This window comes from Flavobacterium sp. MK4S-17 (assembly GCF_009848495.1).
Classification (GTDB): Bacteria; Bacteroidota; Bacteroidia; order Flavobacteriales; family Flavobacteriaceae; genus Flavobacterium.
Genome location: NZ_WWEP01000021.1, coordinates 1 through 17,258, shown reverse-complemented (window position 1 = coordinate 17,258; position 17,258 = coordinate 1). Strand labels below are relative to the sequence as shown.

Sequence of the window (17,258 nt, the reverse complement as noted above, 5' to 3'; positions counted from 1 at the left end):
AAATTTATTTACCTACAGAAAGATGAAAATTAACAAAATCACAGCTTTAAAATTGTTACTCGCCCTGGCGGTAACCGTTGGTTTTACAGGTTGTAGCAAAAAAGGAGGCTCAGGAAACACCTCTACTGCCACAGGTTGGAAAATTAATGACAAGAAAGGTGGATTTCAGCACAACTCCAAGTATAAAAAGCAGGAAACTGCTCCGGGACTGGTTGAGGTTGAAGGAGGAACATTTACCATGGGTAGGGTTGCTGACGATGTAATGCATGACTGGAATAACACCCCAACTCAGCAGCACGTTCAGTCTTTCTTTATGGATGAAACCGAAGTAACCAATGTAATGTACATGGAGTACCTTGACTGGTTAAAAAGGGTTTTTCCACCAACAGAAGAAAATTACAAAAACATATATATAGGTGCATTACCTGATACTTTGGTATGGAGGGAAGCGCTTGGTTATAACGAAACCATGACCAATAACTACCTTAGGCACCCTGCCTATGGCGATTATCCGGTGGTGGGCGTTAACTGGATACAGGCTGTTGAATTCAGTAAATGGAGGACAGACCGTGTAAACGAGGCTGTGCTTGAAAAAGAAGGCTATATTAAAAGAGATGCCAAAGTAGTAGATGTTACTGCAGAAAGCACTTTCAGTACAGAGGCCTACCTTGAGAGCCCAAGCAAAAGCTATGGCGGCAACGAAGAAATTGTACTAAAAGGGCCAAGAAACAGGCTTGCCGATAAAGAAGATGCTACCAATGTATATGCCCAAAGGACTTCTGGCCTTATATTGCCTGAATACAGGCTTCCAACTGAGGCTGAATGGGAATATGCTGCAATAGCACTTGTAGGCAACCGTGAGTATAACCTGTACAGGGGTAATAAAAAATATCCATGGAAAGGACAATATACACGTTCCGGTAAAAGGCAGAGCCGCGGCGACCAATTGGCTAACTTTAAGCAAGGAAACGGTGACTACGGCGGTATTGCAGGATGGTCTGACGACAACGCTGATATTACAGCTCCTGTAAAATCTTACCCTCCTAATGATTTCGGCCTTTATGACATGGCTGGCAACGTTGCAGAGTGGGTGGCAGACGTTTACCGTCCGATAATAGACGATGAAGCTAATGACTTCAACTATTACAGAGGTAACGTTTACATGAAGAATAAAATTGGTGAAGATGGCAGGGCTGAAATTGTAACTGCTGAAACTATAGAATATGACACGCTGAGCAACGGCAGGATACAGTACAGGAACCTACCGGGACAAATAGCACAGACTCAAATTACAGAAGAAGATACTTACTTAAGGCAGAACTATACCCGCAGCGACAACAGGAACTACAGGGATGGCGACAGGCAATCTTCAAGGTTCTTTGATAATGGCTCTGAAAGCGGTGAACTTTCTGACGAGCAAAGAATGTATGATTCTCCTAAACACCTTGTTACTAAAGACAGTTTAGGTAACATGATAAGGGAGTATGACAAATCTTCTAAAAGGACTACTTTAGTTAATGATAATGTAAGGGTTTATAAAGGTGGCTCATGGAGAGACAGGGCTTACTGGCTGGATCCTGCACAAAGGAGGTATTATCCTCAGGACATGGCAACTGACTACATAGGTTTCCGTTGTGCAATGTCTAAAGTAGGACCTAAGAATTCAAGAAAAAAAGCAAGAAATTAATTTTCTTAACAAATAAAGAAAAGCCCTATATTCGTAGGGCTTTTTTATTTTTATGATATGACGACAGAGGTTCTTTACTCCTATTTTCAACAATGCGGTTCGGTATCAACAGATACAAGGAAAATTATACCCGGCTCCTTATTCTTTGCTTTAAAAGGAGATAAATTTAATGCCAATGCATTTGCTGCGGAAGCGCTTTTGAAAGGCGCAAAATTTGCCGTTATAGATGATGAAAGCTATAAAGCCGGTGATCAAATGCTTTTGGTTAATGATGCGCTTGCATCATTACAGGAATTGGCGCGATACCATAGGAGACAACTTGGCCTGCCTGTTATTGCGCTAACCGGCAGTAATGGCAAAACTACTACCAAAGAGTTGATTAATGCAGTACTCTCCAAAAAATATAACACTAAGGCCACAGCAGGCAACCTTAACAATCACATAGGCGTTCCGCTAACGCTTTTATCATTTAATAATGATACTGAAATAGGTATTGTGGAAATGGGAGCCAACCATCAAAAAGAAATTGAATTTTTATGCTCTATTGCTGAGCCTAACTTCGGCTATATTACCAATTTTGGCAAAGCCCACCTTGAAGGCTTTGGCGGTGTGGAAGGTGTTATTAAAGGAAAAAGCGAATTGTACAACTATTTACAGGAAAATACTAAAACCGCTTTTGTAAACCTTGATGATAAAATTCAAAAGGATAAAACGGAAAACCTGCCACGTTTCACTTTTTCATCGCTCAGCTATAACTGCGACCTGAAAATAAGTAAAACCGAAGCCAACCCTATGGTAGTGATAGAATACAATGGCGTAGCCATAAATTCCAATTTAATAGGTATATATAATGCTGCCAACATAAGTGCTGCTATTGCAATAGGCTCCTACTTTAAAGTAAGTGATAAACAAATAAAAGAAGCCATTGAAGAATATATTCCTGCAAATAACCGTTCTCAGCTTATGGAGCGGAATGGCAATAGAATAATACTTGATGCTTATAATGCCAACCCAAGCAGCATGATGGCTGCAATAGATAATTTTTCTAAACTGGAAGGCATCAATAAGATTGCTATTTTAGGCGATATGTTTGAGCTGGGCAATGACAGCACCAATGAGCATAAAAAAATTGTTGAAAGCGTGGAAGACACCGGAATAGAAACTTATTTTATCGGAAAGGATTTTTATAGCAATAAGCTTAATAATCCGCAACTGAAATTCTATAAAAGTTATGAGGATTTTAGCCGTGAATTTAAATCATTTTCGGGAAAAACTGTTTTAATAAAAGGCTCCAGGGGTATGGCACTTGAAAAGGTTTTAGAGCTTATTTAAATAAACATAAATATTTTTACAACACTCATTTATAAATTATGAAACAAACCGTTACCAAAATCCTTACCTTCTCTATTGTATTACTGCTATTTGTTAGCTGTCAGAATGATGATTTAAATGAAATAAGTGAAACTACCCGAGAAGCTAAAAATACAGAAACTTATGTAAATCTGGATTTTTTAAAAACCCAAAAATTAGAGATTTATAATATAATTAAAAATTATAAATTAACGGGTGAACCTTTAAACAACAAATCTGTTTACAATACAAAATATAAATTTACTATCGATACTGACAGGGTACTGATGATTAATGCAAATGGAATAGTTAATTACACTTTTAGGATAATAGAAGATAATAACAATAATAATGTTGTAAAAAATCTTGTGCTGAGGAGTAATGTTGAAGGCAGTTATGATGCTACTCTTGTAAAATATAACTTTACTCAAGAAGATATTGAAAAAGTACAGAATGGTGAAATAATTAATGACATTGAGCAAAAAACCGAATTTGAAAATCTTCCTGGCTTTGACCCTGAACAACTAACATTAAAAACCATATATATACATTGGTCATGTTCGTATGTTAGAGAAGCGTATTACTACTACCCAGACAACGGTGACTTGGTAGGCGGTTATAATCCTGTAGAAGTACGTTACAAATGGACGGCTGTAAACTGTTCTGTTGTTAGTTATATAGATACCGAAGCCCCCGGGGACGGCTCCGGTGGTGGTGGATCTATTGGAGGTGGTGGAGGTGGTGGAATATCTCCCGGAGGAGGCGGTGGCGGTGGAACAAACCCTAATCCTAACCCTATTACTACAGGGCCACAGTTGGAACTTTCCCCTCAGCTTAATTTTTTCATGGGACTTGAACAGGATCAAAAAGACTTCCTTAATACCAATACTCCCATAAAAGATGATGTTTTTAATTATATAAAACAAAATCATACCGATGCTGATAAAAATTTTGCTCTGCAGGCTATTGACCAAATGATGAAAACTGGGCTAAAATTTGATATGATACGCTCAAACAGCTCTCCTGGCAATATTGACTTGACAGCGGTACAGGGAAATACCGTAGAGGAAATAAAATTTAGGGATATATATGATAAGCTTTTACAATCGGATAAATATAAAAATTTATTTGTAAATTTATTTGGCAACAATGATGTGCATAATATAAAATTTAAAATAGGTGCCGTCCAAGCAAATGATCCATATGTAAATGCAACATCACAGCTAACTAAAACGCCTGAAAGTATGTATAATGAAATAACCATAACGCGCAGCCATTTAAATGATGCTTCAAATGTAAGTATAGCCGTTACAATTGTTCATGAACTGATACATGCTTTTTTAAACGTAAAAATGCGGTATCCTGATGCCGGCCCACAATTTGGTTTAGATGTTATTAATGGAATGACATTTGTTGAGGCTGCAAACACTCATTACGGAGGGTTGGTTGGCCAAAATAACCAGCATAACTTTTTTGTGGATTATATGATACCGACTTTAGCAGATATAATTTCTCCGTTAAAAGACAAGCTTTTAACACCACTACAGATAAACCGGGTGGAACATCCTGAATTACACGAAAATTATTTCTTAAATGAGCCTATGCTAAAAGACGATAACACTTATGGACCTTCAGATATTATAGAAGCCTTTAATTGGGATGACTACTTTAATTATATTAGCATGGTAGGTTTGCAACACTGTACAGCCTTCAATTCACTTTATCCAGAAAATTCAAAAGAAAGATATTACTTTCTTAATTATATTCGATTAGACGCAATGGCTCTAAAAAATTAATAATATGAAAATTATATTTATAATATTTATTTTAATTGCAAACCTTAATCTTTATTCACAAGATTTAGAACATCTTGCTAAACAAGATACTATTTATATTGTTTTAAAAGATATTGATAAGAACTATAGCAAACAGTATGAAGGCTTTAAATACAGAAGTACGGTATATCCAAAATTCTCTGAATTCCAGCTTACAGGAGAGGATGGAATACCAATTATAATCCATGCCCCTAAGGCTTATCCAGTATATAGTGTAAAGAAAAAGATATTTACACATAAAAACATTTTTAATATTATTGACTTAGAATATATAGAAAAGATTGGTATTGCAAAATTATTTGCTCAAACATTAGGCTTAATAAACCCAAGCCGAAAAATATTTTTTGTATTGGATGAAGAAGATTTGAAAAAGAAATATGTAAGGCTAAAAAAAGTAGAAGTAATTGGAGTATTATTTAGCAAAATATGATTTAGGACTGAGGTTTGTAATTTTGTTCATTACAACTGTTTCATTTTCACAAGATTTAGAAAACCTTGCTAAACAGGATACAATATATATTGCTTTAAAGGATATTGATAAGAACTATAGCAAACAGTATGAAGGCTTTAAATACAGAAGTACAGTACACACAATTTTTGCTGAATACCAAATTATTGAACCAAACGGAAAGCAAATTATAATTCATGCCCCTAAGGCATACCAGCTCTTCTCAGTTAAAAGAAAAGAGTTTTTTAAAAAAAATAAAAATAATATTATTAACTTAAAATATATAGAAAAAACAGGTGTTGTAAAAGTATTTATCGAAACCTTTAAATTAATTAACCCAAGCCGAAAAATATTTTATGTATTTGACGAGAGGGATTTGAAAAAAACACACATGAAGCTAAAGAAAGTTGATGTGGTTGCTGCTGTGTATAGTAAAATATAAGTAAATGTTGAGACTTCTAATTCTATTTATTACAACTGTTTCATTTTCGCAGGATTTAGAACATCTTGCTAAACAAGATACTATATACCTTGCTTTAAAAGATATTCATACAAGTTTTAGTAAACAATATAAAGGGTTTGAATATATAAGTACAGTACATCCTAATTTTGCTGAATACCAAATTATTGAGCCAAATGGTAAACTCATCGTGATTCATGCAGCTAAACCTTATCCATTATTAAGAGTGAAAAGCAAAAAATTTCTAAAAAAAAATGGCTTAAATATTATAAACTTGGAATATGTGGATAAAATCGGAGTAAGCAAACTATTCCCTGAAACATTGGGTTTAATAAATCCAAGCCGGAAAATATTTTTCATTTTTGATGAAGAGCACCTGAAAAAAAAATATATCAATTTGAAGCAAGTCGATTTAGTTGCAGTGTTTTATAGTAAAATATAAATAAATGCTGAGACTTCTAATTCTATTTATTACAACTGTTTCATTTTCACAAGATTTAGAACATCTTGCTAAACAAGATACTATACATATTGCTTTAAAGAATATTCATACAAGTTTTAGTACAAAATATAAAGGGTTTGAATACATAAGTACAGTACATGCTAACTTTTCTGAATATAGAATTATTGAGCCAGACGGTAAGCAGATTATTATTCATGCTGCAAAATCATATCCTGTACTAAATCTAAAAAGGAAAAAATTTCTTAAGGAAAATAGTTCAAACATTATTAAACTTGAATACGTTGAAAAAATTGGTGTAGCTAAATTATTTCCTCAAACATTAAATGTAAACTCATTACGGAAAATATTTTTTGTATTCGACGAGAGAGACTTAAAGAAAAAGTATATTAAGCTAAAAAAAGTTAATGTGGTTGCTGCTGTATACGATAAAATATAATTAAATGCTGAAATTCCTATTTCTATTTATTGCAACTGTTTCATTTTCCCAGGATTTAGAACATCTTGCTAAACAAGATACAGTTTATATTTTTTTAAAAAATATCGATAAAAATTTTAGTGATAATATAAAGGGTTTGAATACAGAAGTACAGTACACACAATTTTTGCTGAATACCAAATTATTGCTTTCAAAATTGTATCTTTAGTAGATGATTCACAGGAAAGAGATGCGGTAAAGCGTTTAGGCTGGGGTTGTGAATTGCTTTCAAAATTGTATCTTTAGTAGATGATTCACAGGGTGCGCTGTTTTTTGCCGTTGTGGCTTACCGTTGTGAATTGCTTTCAAAATTGTATCTTTAGTAGATGATTCACAGGAATCCTGCCTGCAAAGGCGACCCAATAAAAGTTGTGAATTGCTTTCAAAATTGTATCTTTAGTAGATGATTCACAGGCTTTATTATATCACTCCACCGGGAAGTGTGTTGTGAATTGCTTTCAAAATTGTATCTTTAGTAGATGATTCACAGGGAAATTAACGCCTTTACTTTTACATCACTAGTTGTGAATTGCTTTCAAAATTGTATCTTTAGTAGATGATTCACAGGAAAAAGCAAATAATAAATTAGGCAATCTAAGTTGTGAATTGCTTTCAAAATTGTATCTTTAGTAGATGATTCACAGGCTGCTGAAAACTACATCTATTCTGATTTAGGTTGTGAATTGCTTTCAAAATTGTATCTTTAGTAGATGATTCACAGGTCTATATTTGTATCAACATCATCAACATCAGTTGTGAATTGCTTTCAAAATTGTATCTTTAGTAGATGATTCACAGGTTGCCAAATCCATTAACTATATGTTTTTCGTTGTGAATTGCTTTCAAAATTGTATCTTTAGTAGATGATTCACAGGAAATGGAAGATATTGACCCAAGCAAAATAGGTTGTGAATTGCTTTCAAAATTGTATCTTTAGTAGATGATTCACAGGAGTGTGCCAATGGGTATTTACACTTCGCAGTTGTGAATTGCTTTCAAAATTGTATCTTTAGTAGATGATTCACAGGGCAACAAATGAAACTATGGCACGATACTAAGTTGTGAATTGCTTTCAAAATTGTATCTTTAGTAGATGATTCACAGGTATTTAACAATTAATAAAGAGCAAAAACAGTTGTGAATTGCTTTCAAAATTGTATCTTTAGTAGATGATTCACAGGTCACCAATTTGTAAGGCAGTGCCCTTTTTTGTTGTGAATTGCTTTCAAAATTGTATCTTTAGTAGATGATTCACAGGTAGGGTAATGACAATAATGGGAGTGGTAATGTTGTGAATTGCTTTCAAAATTGTATCTTTAGTAGATGATTCACAGGTTCCACTTTTGGGGAAATTACCGAAAGATGGTTGTGAATTGCTTTCAAAATTGTATCTTTAGTAGATGATTCACAGGTGTAGTTTTCTGAACATCACCCATAGCATCGTTGTGAATTGCTTTCAAAATTGTATCTTTAGTAGATGATTCACAGGTTGAATTGCAAATTTGATAAACATTTTAGCGTTGTGAATTGCTTTCAAAATTGTATCTTTAGTAGATGATTCACAGGCGCTTATACTGGTCGATATCACCATCATCTGTTGTGAATTGCTTTCAAAATTGTATCTTTAGTAGATGATTCACAGGACATCGCTATTTTTCAACATCGGCAGGCGGTTGTGAATTGCTTTCAAAATTGTATCTTTAGTAGATGATTCACAGGCGCCTTTATGGAAATTTGCGAAGCTTACAGTTGTGAATTGCTTTCAAAATTGTATCTTTAGTAGATGATTCACAGGCCATTCATGCCTTAATTTATGTCTTTGCTCGTTGTGAATTGCTTTCAAAATTGTATCTTTAGTAGATGATTCACAGGAAACAGCCGGTGTTAAAGTTTCAGGTTCCAGTTGTGAATTGCTTTCAAAATTGTATCTTTAGTAGATGATTCACAGGACCCGGACAGGGTGCTAAATGAGCTTAAGGGTTGTGAATTGCTTTCAAAATTGTATCTTTAGTAGATGATTCACAGGCAACGCAAAGAAGCAGAAAAGGAAACTGCAGTTGTGAATTGCTTTCAAAATTGTATCTTTAGTAGATGATTCACAGGTTTCAGGATTTATCAATCAGCAATTTTGATGTTGTGAATTGCTTTCAAAATTGTATCTTTAGTAGATGATTCACAGGACCATAGAATATGTTAAGCAGGAAGTTTTTGTTGTGAATTGCTTTCAAAATTGTATCTTTAGTAGATGATTCACAGGCTGCTGAAGTAATAGGACCAGGAAGACCGGTTGTGAATTGCTTTCAAAATTGTATCTTTAGTAGATGATTCACAGGCGCTTCCTGATGTCGCTATTCAATGATTTAGTTGTGAATTGCTTTCAAAATTGTATCTTTAGTAGATGATTCACAGGTGTAAAGAGAATGGGGTTTGATATCATTCGTTGTGAATTGCTTTCAAAATTGTATCTTTAGTAGATGATTCACAGGAGAACCATTACAACGGGTATATTAGGTATGGTTGTGAATTGCTTTCAAAATTGTATCTTTAGTAGATGATTCACAGGCGTGCGTGTACGCAGGGATAGCGACAATACGTTGTGAATTGCTTTCAAAATTGTATCTTTAGTAGATGATTCACAGGATATCCTTTGCAAGAAAAAGGAATAGGTTGTTGTGAATTGCTTTCAAAATTGTATCTTTAGTAGATGATTCACAGGTACAATCATTACTAAGAATGGATAAAGCACGTTGTGAATTGCTTTCAAAATTGTATCTTTAGTAGATGATTCACAGGATAAGATGGTTTCAGAATACCCTGCAGCGTGTTGTGAATTGCTTTCAAAATTGTATCTTTAGTAGATGATTCACAGGGTTCCTGATAGTATCATATGTTTTGAGGTAGTTGTGAATTGCTTTCAAAATTGTATCTTTAGTAGATGATTCACAGGCCACTATCATCAATGCTTTGTTTTAAGCCTGTTGTGAATTGCTTTCAAAATTGTATCTTTAGTAGATGATTCACAGGATAGAATGGTTTGGCAAATATTCTGGGATAGTTGTGAATTGCTTTCAAAATTGTATCTTTAGTAGATGATTCACAGGATACCAGCGCTAAAAATCTGGTATCCTGTTATTTACTGTTGTTTTTAGAATTTGAAAAAACATCTGTCTTTTAGCAAATTCTCAAATGTAAATCAGGAATTTTTAATCCTAAAACAACTCTAATTGTTGTCCTGGGGTGTCCTTGGGCATTTCTTTCTGGCCATAAAAAATTTCCATCATGCCAAATTGCTTATCCGTTATTTGCATTACACCTACTTTTCCATGTTTTGGTAAAATTCTTTTTACACGTTTTGTATGCACTTCTGCATTTTCTCGGCTTGCGCAAAACCTCAGGTATATTGAAAACTGAAACATCGTAAAGCCATCGTCCAATAACTCTTTTCTAAACTTTGTTGCGGCCTTACGATCAGTTTTTGTTTCTGTCGGAAGATCAAAAAACACTAATACCCACATAGTACGATATTGGTTTAATCTTGAGTAATGGTCAGGCCCCATACACCATTTTTATACTGTTAGTTCAAAAACCGGATACAGTATTTTTCTGCTTACGCCTGTATAGCATTCATATAGACTGTTTGTGGTACGGCTCATAGCAACCATAAGCGGGCTACGTTTTCCTTCTATAACAACATCCAGTGCAGGTATAGTTAGCAACTGCGCCTTGATTTGTGTAGACAGTTCCTCAAAATTATCAACCCGTTTGGTTAAGTTATATACTAATGCATCAACATATATCCTGTAAGGCTCCATAATATCGTCTGCCAGGCAAAAAGAATTATATTTATTACTGTGAAAAATACCTACAGAGGGCAATAACCCCGTACTTATTAATGCCCTTGCGGTTATGGCTCTTAGTATTGCATACCCATAATTTAATAGTCCGTTTGGCGCCACACCCTTTTGATTTCGGCTAAAGTCCGGTACGTGTGTAAAAAGGTTCTGGAAATAAAATGCTGCAGCTATAGCTTCGTGATTTTCTGAATCGCCGCTTTTGACTTCATCTGCCCAACGCCTTAATTTTTTGGCATCTACTTCTCTGGCATTTAAATGATAAGCCTGGTTGCTTATTTTAGCACTAATAGTTTGCTGCCAAAGGTTTTTCTTGAGTGGGACACTGGCATTTAGCTGGTGCCTGTAGCGTTCGGTTTGTTCGCTATGGCCGGTAAGCGGCTGCAAAAAACCACAGGGCAGGTGTTGTTTATCGCAGGTTATCACGGCAGTCTTGTTTTCTATGAGCTTAGTTAAAACTCCTGCTGTAATTGTAATTTGCGGGTGCTCCAGTACTATATACCCTAAATCTTCTATTGGAATGGTGACTGGTGATTTGTCTTCATCAGGAAAACTCACCACCAGCTGTTCATTCTTTGTACTCAGATAAGCGGGGTTGCCGAAAAAGAGGGTTCGCTTTATCATTTACTTTAGGTTTAAAAATTTCAGACTATCATCATGCTTTAGTGATATTGCCTAAGCGGTCGACATTTAATTTTATACAAAATTCAGATATCTTCATCCTATCTGGAGTCATTGTAGTTTGCAGCTTATTCTGACTTTCTAACTCTCCTAATTTTGTTTTCGCGTCGTATTGCTTAATCAAATACGCAATATCATGCCTTACAAAATAGCTTTCAGTTCCAGACGCTTTTTCAAGCTTATAGATTCTATTCTTTTGCTCCTTGGTTAAGTTTTTAAAATCTATAGCCTTCATAGGATCCCTTTCCTCTTCTGTGGGTACATATACCAAATCATTTGGCGAAATGCAATACAGCAATGCATTGCCTTTCTCATTTGTTTCAGGCACTGAGTTTAACCCTTGCTTTTGGCGTTCAATAACTATATTCAACGGAACCGTTTCATAGCTTCGCTTACCGTTTTCATCTTGGTATATGGCAAAAAACAGGTTGGTCCCTTTATCGGCTTCAACCCATTTATGCCTTGTGCCAATTTTTACACCAACAGAAAATCGGCTAGTGCCACTTTCTGCGATGGGTACTCTGTATATGGGTACTTTTCTTTTGGAATTAAAATTACCAATTCCATCAATACTGAAAGCTTTGTTGATATCATCATTTGAAATTCTTAAATGTTCCAATAGCTCTTCTCTTATTTTAAAGTCTGGAATCTTATCAATAAATTTCTTTGCATCTTCAGCCGATTTTATACCTCCTTGACCTCGATTTGAAAGTTCGAATATAGATTGCCTCCGTCTAAATTTTTCAGTCTTTAATTTAAATGCAGTTGAAATAATAGGCATATTAGTTTTGCCAATTATTGGATATTTATCTAAATATTTTTGAGTGTCAGTAACTTTAGAATTATTGGCTATAAATACTCTTTCGACCTCTGACCTTATGAACTCATCTGTAATGAATTCTCGTTTTCCTACATTCTTACTAATCTTTAAAATTTCAAATTCATACATCTTTTTACTATATGGCATTGGAGTATGCATTGATTTGCGTATCGCCCAGCTATCACCTTTAACTTGTTTTATAAAATCCTTTTTAGGTTTACCGTCCTTGCCAATCCTTACATTTCCATTTTCATCTTTATAGCTTTGGTACTTGTTAACAGCTTTATTAATTACCCTAAGGTTTTGTTTAAAACTCACTACAATACCTCCAAGAATATTTTTTGCATCTTCAGTAAATGTTCCCCAGGGTTTTAAAAAGTCTTTTGGCACTTCTTTTTCTATTATTTCACCCGTTTTTGATTCAATGTAAGATACCTTTACAAATTTTCTGAGTTTGCGGTTTAGGTCAAAACGCTCGTTAGATTTTGCAAACCTGTTATTTAACAAATTAATATGGTCTCGGGTAGCACAAGCAATTACCAGTGCATCTAAAGCATGGTGACGGTGGTCTATACGTTTTTTCTGGAAAACTTTTTGTAATGTAATAGGCTGTAATTCCGGTATAGGTTTTCCATTCTTATTTAAGGCTATAAAACTTACACCTTCTGAAATATCTTTTTCTGTCCGTAATTGCTGCATTCTTTCAAAACGCGGTATAATCAATTCGTTCCACACATCGTTAAGGCCCCAGTCCTGGCGGAGTATGCTTGTTATCTGTCCGTTTCCGGGCAATACATTTTTAGAATTTACCCCGTCATCGTTAGTGTCTTCCCTCACAATATTTGACAGCGTTTTCGAAATAAATTTACTAATATAGCGCGTGTCATTCATCTGGCGCTCTATCATCTTGTCAGGAATTTCCTCAAGCAAAAGTTTAGTGCGCTTAGCTGGGTTTTTTGCGTAGTTTTCCTTTACAAAAGATTTATAGGTGTCTTCAGTCATTATATAAAGCCCCTTTATAACCTCCGTGCCATAGTGTTTTTTTATAAACTCAAGCCCAAGTTGCTTGTCCTTGAGCTTATTGACTGCTGATTCACAGATTACTTTATTACTAAAACTATCGTCAAAATAGCGGCTTTGCGGTATTATATGCTCTATTTCATACTCGTGCGTAAACAGCTTATTAAGTGGTATTATTTGCCCAGTATATGGAGAACAATATTTTTGCTCCAGCCACAGTTTATAGCGTTGCAATTCTGATTTAGTAGGCTGGGCTGTTTTACTTATTTTAAGTATATCGTCAGGAATTGGTATACTGGAATTTAAAACTCCATCTTCATATATTTTAAGTGCTTCCTGCTGCATGGGTGAAAATGGCCGTACGTTATCTACATTACTATCAACTAATAATTCAGCCAGCAAAGCTTTTATGCGCAAATTGGTGTTTTCATTATCAGAAATTTTATTAGTAAGCCTTTTACGTTCATCAGCCGTTTTTTTCATTTCACGTCCCAGCTCTACATGAATTTCATTGAAAAAACCTTTTTCGCCTTTACCGTATTTTACCCATATATCCCTAACTACACGCAATGCTTCTGTAACAACCTGTTCCACTATAGGATTGCGTAACGAATGTTGTTCAAAATCTTTTAAAAATTCTTCAAGGCCTGTTACAGAATCCCATTTACCTGCCAATGCCGCTTCAGAATGGCGGTCGTATACAACATATTGAGCAAGCCATAGCTGTAATCCCTTAAAATCAGTTTTTGTAGTAAGGTGAATTGCTTTTTCGCGCACACGGTTTTTTATTTCCTCGTCATATTCACCGGTTATTATCTTGTCAATCCTGATTTTGGTTTTAGCATCTATAGCATCCCAATCCCAGTACTTACCCATTCGCATAAGGGGCAACAGTTTTTTTACGGCTTTTTCTGAAAATGAACCATATTCACTTTTAAAAGGAGGAAATTTTTTAAACTCTTCTGCAAAGGAGTGCTCATCTATACTGTGTTTCCTGGCAAATGATTTTAATGCCTCTTCATATTGCTTTTTATCATTAACAGAATATATAATATGCCAAAGCCTATATTCTATCTCAGGGGATAGGAAGCCGTCTGGAAGGTTTTCTACCTTTTTAAGTCTCTTACTTATTTCAAAACCGGTTTCGTTGCAGGGGTATGTTTTAGATTTATCATCTTCTTTTTCCTTGGTATCGTCAAATACATAGTTCCAGCGGAACTTAGCTATTTCTTTTGCAAGTTCTTTATTAAATGCGGCAGGTTTAGCAGATGGGAACTTCTCTTTAAGTACCGGCGTTAGCAAATAATTGAGTACGCCTTTGTGGTTAACCTCTTTTTGCGACATTAAAAAATCAAATAGCTTTTCTAAATCCTCACTGGTTTTTAAAAATAAAGACGTAACATCGGTATCATCATCTTTGTTAATAATTTTTAAGTTAAAAAGCCATTGCCACACCCTAAATTCCTGATAAAGCGGGTGCGATTTAGGAATAGCCTTCAGGTATTCTTTTTGATCAACCGTGTTTCCTTCTTTATCTTTTGTCTTAAACACACGGTACTCTAAGGTACAATTGCTTACAGACGATTTTTGGCTGCGTAGCGGGCGTTGGTAAAACAGTATGTCATCTACAAAAAGATGTACAAAATCTCTTTTACTAAGATTAAGCCGGTGTGCCTCATTATTACGGTAGAGTTCGCGTACACAGTCGTTATAAAGTTCGTCTGTAAAAAGCTCAGGCTGTAATGCAATTTGATTTTTAAGAATAGCTATAAGCTCATCCTTGTAAAATTTACGCTCTATGGTACGTACTAACTTGCCTTTGATTTTCTGGTTAGGGTTTTTAAGCAGGGCATCATAAATATAAGTACCTACTGTTTTATTTGAGGACTCTATTTCATGCTGTGTTTTTGCTTTTACAAGTCCCCAGTCATCTGCGCCGGGAGCTCTAAAACTTCGCTTTTCTACACCGTCTTTATCGGTTTTGATACTACCATCGTCATTTAAATCGGTAGTAACTATAAAATCACGGATCTTATCTTTCCAGTCTACTAAAGATATTTTACTGGAACGGCGGTATATCCATCCATTTTCTAAAATTAACGAATACCATGTTTCACCTTTTTTATTAGGCTCTTCATCAGCAGTAACGTCAACAATTTTCAAGGAGTAAAAAGCTACTTCCTTATTCTTATTTTCCTCGTACTCTTCACCACGCAACTGATAGTAGCCGCGTTTTTGGTTAAAGTTTAAAAGTATCCAGGCAAGTTCTTCACCACTTAGCTTTTGCGTCAGCGCCTTTTTACGCAAATAAAAAATAGTCCAGTCATAAGGTACCTTTTTACCACCACTAACTAATTCGGGCTGGTGTATCTTAAAATCCTCAAGCATTTCTTCAAATGCTTTCTTAAAGATAAAGTCTTTATTATTGTAAGCCAGCTTAGGTTCAGTATTTTCATAGAACTGCCCTAATTTCTTTTCAAAATCTATTTGCGCGGCAAAGTGCTGGGGTAAAAAACCTAAGATGTTTAAAACCCTGTGCAGGCGTTCGCGGCGCAGTAAGCTACGCTCGCGCAAGTGCCGTGTACCCCTGAAACCTGTGCGGGAAGCAGTTTGGGTTTCAGTGGGTTTTCCACTTCCAAAATTATCTATAATATCCTGGCTCATGGGAATTATACGGCTGCCCATTCCCAGTATTTTTCCTTGTTTCTGTTTAAAATCCTGTTCTACTAAGGCCCAGCCTATACTGTTTGTGCCCAAATCTAATCCTAAAACAATACTCATATATGGTTGATTTATTTGTAAATGATAACATTATAATAAATATTCAATTATAATGTTTTTATGGAAATAATTTCTACCCATTAATAGGTATTTTACTACTTTGCTATTGTGAGTAAAAGATATTTAATTATATTGCACTACAATTTGAAAGCAATTCACAATAAGGATTATTCCGTTGTGTAAACATTTGGGTTGCCTCTTGTCCATAATCAGGAGGCTTTTTTTATGGATTTTAGTATTAGAAGAGAGAAATGCAATTTTAGGTAATGATAAACAAAAATTCTCCAAGTAAGCTACTTTATCTTTTTCTGCCTGAAACAAACGCTCATAAAGTTCGACAAGTTTATCTAATAAATTAAAATTGCATGTATTGTGTTTCTATCGGGCCTTGATTAATATTATATCACTAACTCTTTGAACAGGACAGCTCCCTAAACGTATTTTTGCGTTGCTTAGTGCCCATCTTGTACCTTGGTTACAAGCAGAAACAACCAAAAATTAAGGTTAGGCGTAGTAAAATCATGGCACTTTCGGATATCAAGATTTTACCAACATACCATAAATACTTTAAGGAGCTATAGGTTATGGAGTATATCCGTTACACGCCTTGTTACCATCCTTGGTATAGAAGTGACATTGAGTTGTTAGTTTGACTTAATTCTGCCATCAGTGATGGCAGAATTGGAAATGCACAATTGTGCTTGATTGTAATAGTAAGATTTTTTAGACTTTGTATAGTTAGTATTTTAGCCTATAGCTGAATGATTAGGGTTTGTAAACTTTTAGATTATTTACTGCCTCCATTGAATTTTAGAAATCAGTATGTCTAAATTCAAACAGATAAGGGAGCTACAAAATTTGATACAGGAAGAACTCTCTGCAAATTCCCGGATTTTCGGTCGGACTATCCAAAGAATAGAATCTGGATAGTACCAAAAGTACATAACCTTAAAGCACTTGCAAAAGCACTCAACATGGCAGAAAATGAACTGTCTGGATTATCAGTTAAGACAGAATATATCCCAGTTGAAGAAAATCATATTCAAGTAGAAGAAGTAAGAACTAATTTAGATTACCAGAGGATGAAACTAATCAACCTTTCTTCGATTCTATTTGTCATACTACCACCGCTAAATATACTTGTTTTACATTGTATTTTGTGACACATTTTTAAAAATTTCTTTGGTGCCACAAAAAGCGCCACAAATTATGGACGTTTTCAAAATTTTGACCGTACAGTGATAAAATAAAAAAACCTGCAACTTCGTAAAGTGCAGGTTTTATGCGATTTAGCGTACTTTATAAAAAATAAAGTTAGATTTTAGTGGGCGATGAGGGATTCGAACCCCCGACCCTCTGGGTGTAAACCAGATGCTCTGAACCAACT

General features: G+C 35.1%; 11 protein-coding genes, 1 pseudogene and 1 CRISPR repeat array. Of the genes and pseudogenes, 8 read left to right on the top strand and 4 right to left on the bottom strand.

What is annotated here, in order from left to right:
- The first annotated feature begins 22 nt into the window (after window positions 1-22).
- The 7 genes from gldJ to GSF09_RS08230 are packed head-to-tail and all read left to right on the top strand — an operon-like array spanning window position 23 to window position 6,679.
- Window positions 23-1,687, top strand: a complete 1,665-nt coding sequence (gldJ, locus tag GSF09_RS08260; RefSeq protein ID WP_159800477.1) for a gliding motility lipoprotein GldJ — start codon at window positions 23-25, stop codon at window positions 1,685-1,687.
- A 57-nt stretch (window positions 1,688-1,744) separates the two neighbouring features.
- Complete coding sequence (gene murF, locus GSF09_RS08255; RefSeq protein WP_159800476.1) at window positions 1,745-3,019, top strand: UDP-N-acetylmuramoyl-tripeptide--D-alanyl-D-alanine ligase; 1,275 nt, start codon at window positions 1,745-1,747, stop codon at window positions 3,017-3,019.
- 38 nt (window positions 3,020-3,057) lie between these two features.
- On the top strand, window positions 3,058-4,833 hold the full coding sequence (locus GSF09_RS08250; RefSeq protein WP_159800475.1) for a hypothetical protein: 1,776 nt from the start codon (window positions 3,058-3,060) through the stop codon (window positions 4,831-4,833).
- 4 nt (window positions 4,834-4,837) lie between these two features.
- Window positions 4,838-5,302: a hypothetical protein gene (locus tag GSF09_RS08245; protein WP_159800474.1), complete on the top strand. Its 465-nt coding sequence runs from the start codon at window positions 4,838-4,840 to the stop codon at window positions 5,300-5,302.
- Window positions 5,277-5,762, top strand: coding sequence for a hypothetical protein (locus GSF09_RS08240; protein WP_159800473.1), 486 nt, complete (start codon window positions 5,277-5,279; stop codon window positions 5,760-5,762). Before GSF09_RS08245 ends, GSF09_RS08240 begins: the two co-directional genes overlap by 26 nt.
- A gap of 4 nt (window positions 5,763-5,766) precedes the next feature.
- Complete coding sequence (locus GSF09_RS08235; RefSeq protein WP_159800472.1) at window positions 5,767-6,222, top strand: hypothetical protein; 456 nt, start codon at window positions 5,767-5,769, stop codon at window positions 6,220-6,222.
- Window positions 6,223-6,226: 4 nt separating this feature from the next.
- Entirely contained in the window at window positions 6,227-6,679 is a 453-nt protein-coding gene (locus tag GSF09_RS08230; protein WP_159800471.1) for a hypothetical protein, read from the top strand.
- 253 nt (window positions 6,680-6,932) lie between these two features.
- Window positions 6,933-9,204: a CRISPR direct-repeat array (repeat unit 47 nt; unit sequence GTTGTGAATTGCTTTCAAAATTGTATCTTTAGTAGATGATTCACAGG).
- Window positions 9,205-9,927: 723 nt separating this feature from the next.
- Here GSF09_RS08230 and cas2 read toward each other — a convergent pair.
- The 4 genes and pseudogenes from cas2 to GSF09_RS13780 all read right to left on the bottom strand — a co-directional run.
- Entirely contained in the window at window positions 9,928-10,275 is a 348-nt protein-coding gene (gene cas2, locus GSF09_RS08225) for a CRISPR-associated endonuclease Cas2 (RefSeq protein WP_159800470.1), read from the bottom strand.
- Window positions 10,276-10,284: 9 nt separating this feature from the next.
- Window positions 10,285-11,193, bottom strand: coding sequence for a type II CRISPR-associated endonuclease Cas1 (cas1, locus tag GSF09_RS08220; RefSeq protein ID WP_159800469.1), 909 nt, complete (start codon window positions 11,191-11,193; stop codon window positions 10,285-10,287).
- 31 nt (window positions 11,194-11,224) lie between these two features.
- On the bottom strand, window positions 11,225-15,871 hold the full coding sequence (gene cas9, locus GSF09_RS08215) for a type II CRISPR RNA-guided endonuclease Cas9 (protein ID WP_159800468.1): 4,647 nt from the start codon (window positions 15,869-15,871) through the stop codon (window positions 11,225-11,227).
- A 282-nt stretch (window positions 15,872-16,153) separates the two neighbouring features.
- Window positions 16,154-16,237 (bottom strand): annotated as a pseudogene (locus tag GSF09_RS13780) (transcriptional regulator); the annotation flags it as partial.
- 608 nt (window positions 16,238-16,845) lie between these two features.
- Between GSF09_RS13780 and GSF09_RS08210 the strand changes: the two are divergent.
- Window positions 16,846-17,034, top strand: coding sequence for a hypothetical protein (locus GSF09_RS08210; RefSeq protein WP_159800467.1), 189 nt, complete (start codon window positions 16,846-16,848; stop codon window positions 17,032-17,034).
- Window positions 17,035-17,258: the final 224 nt, after the last annotated feature.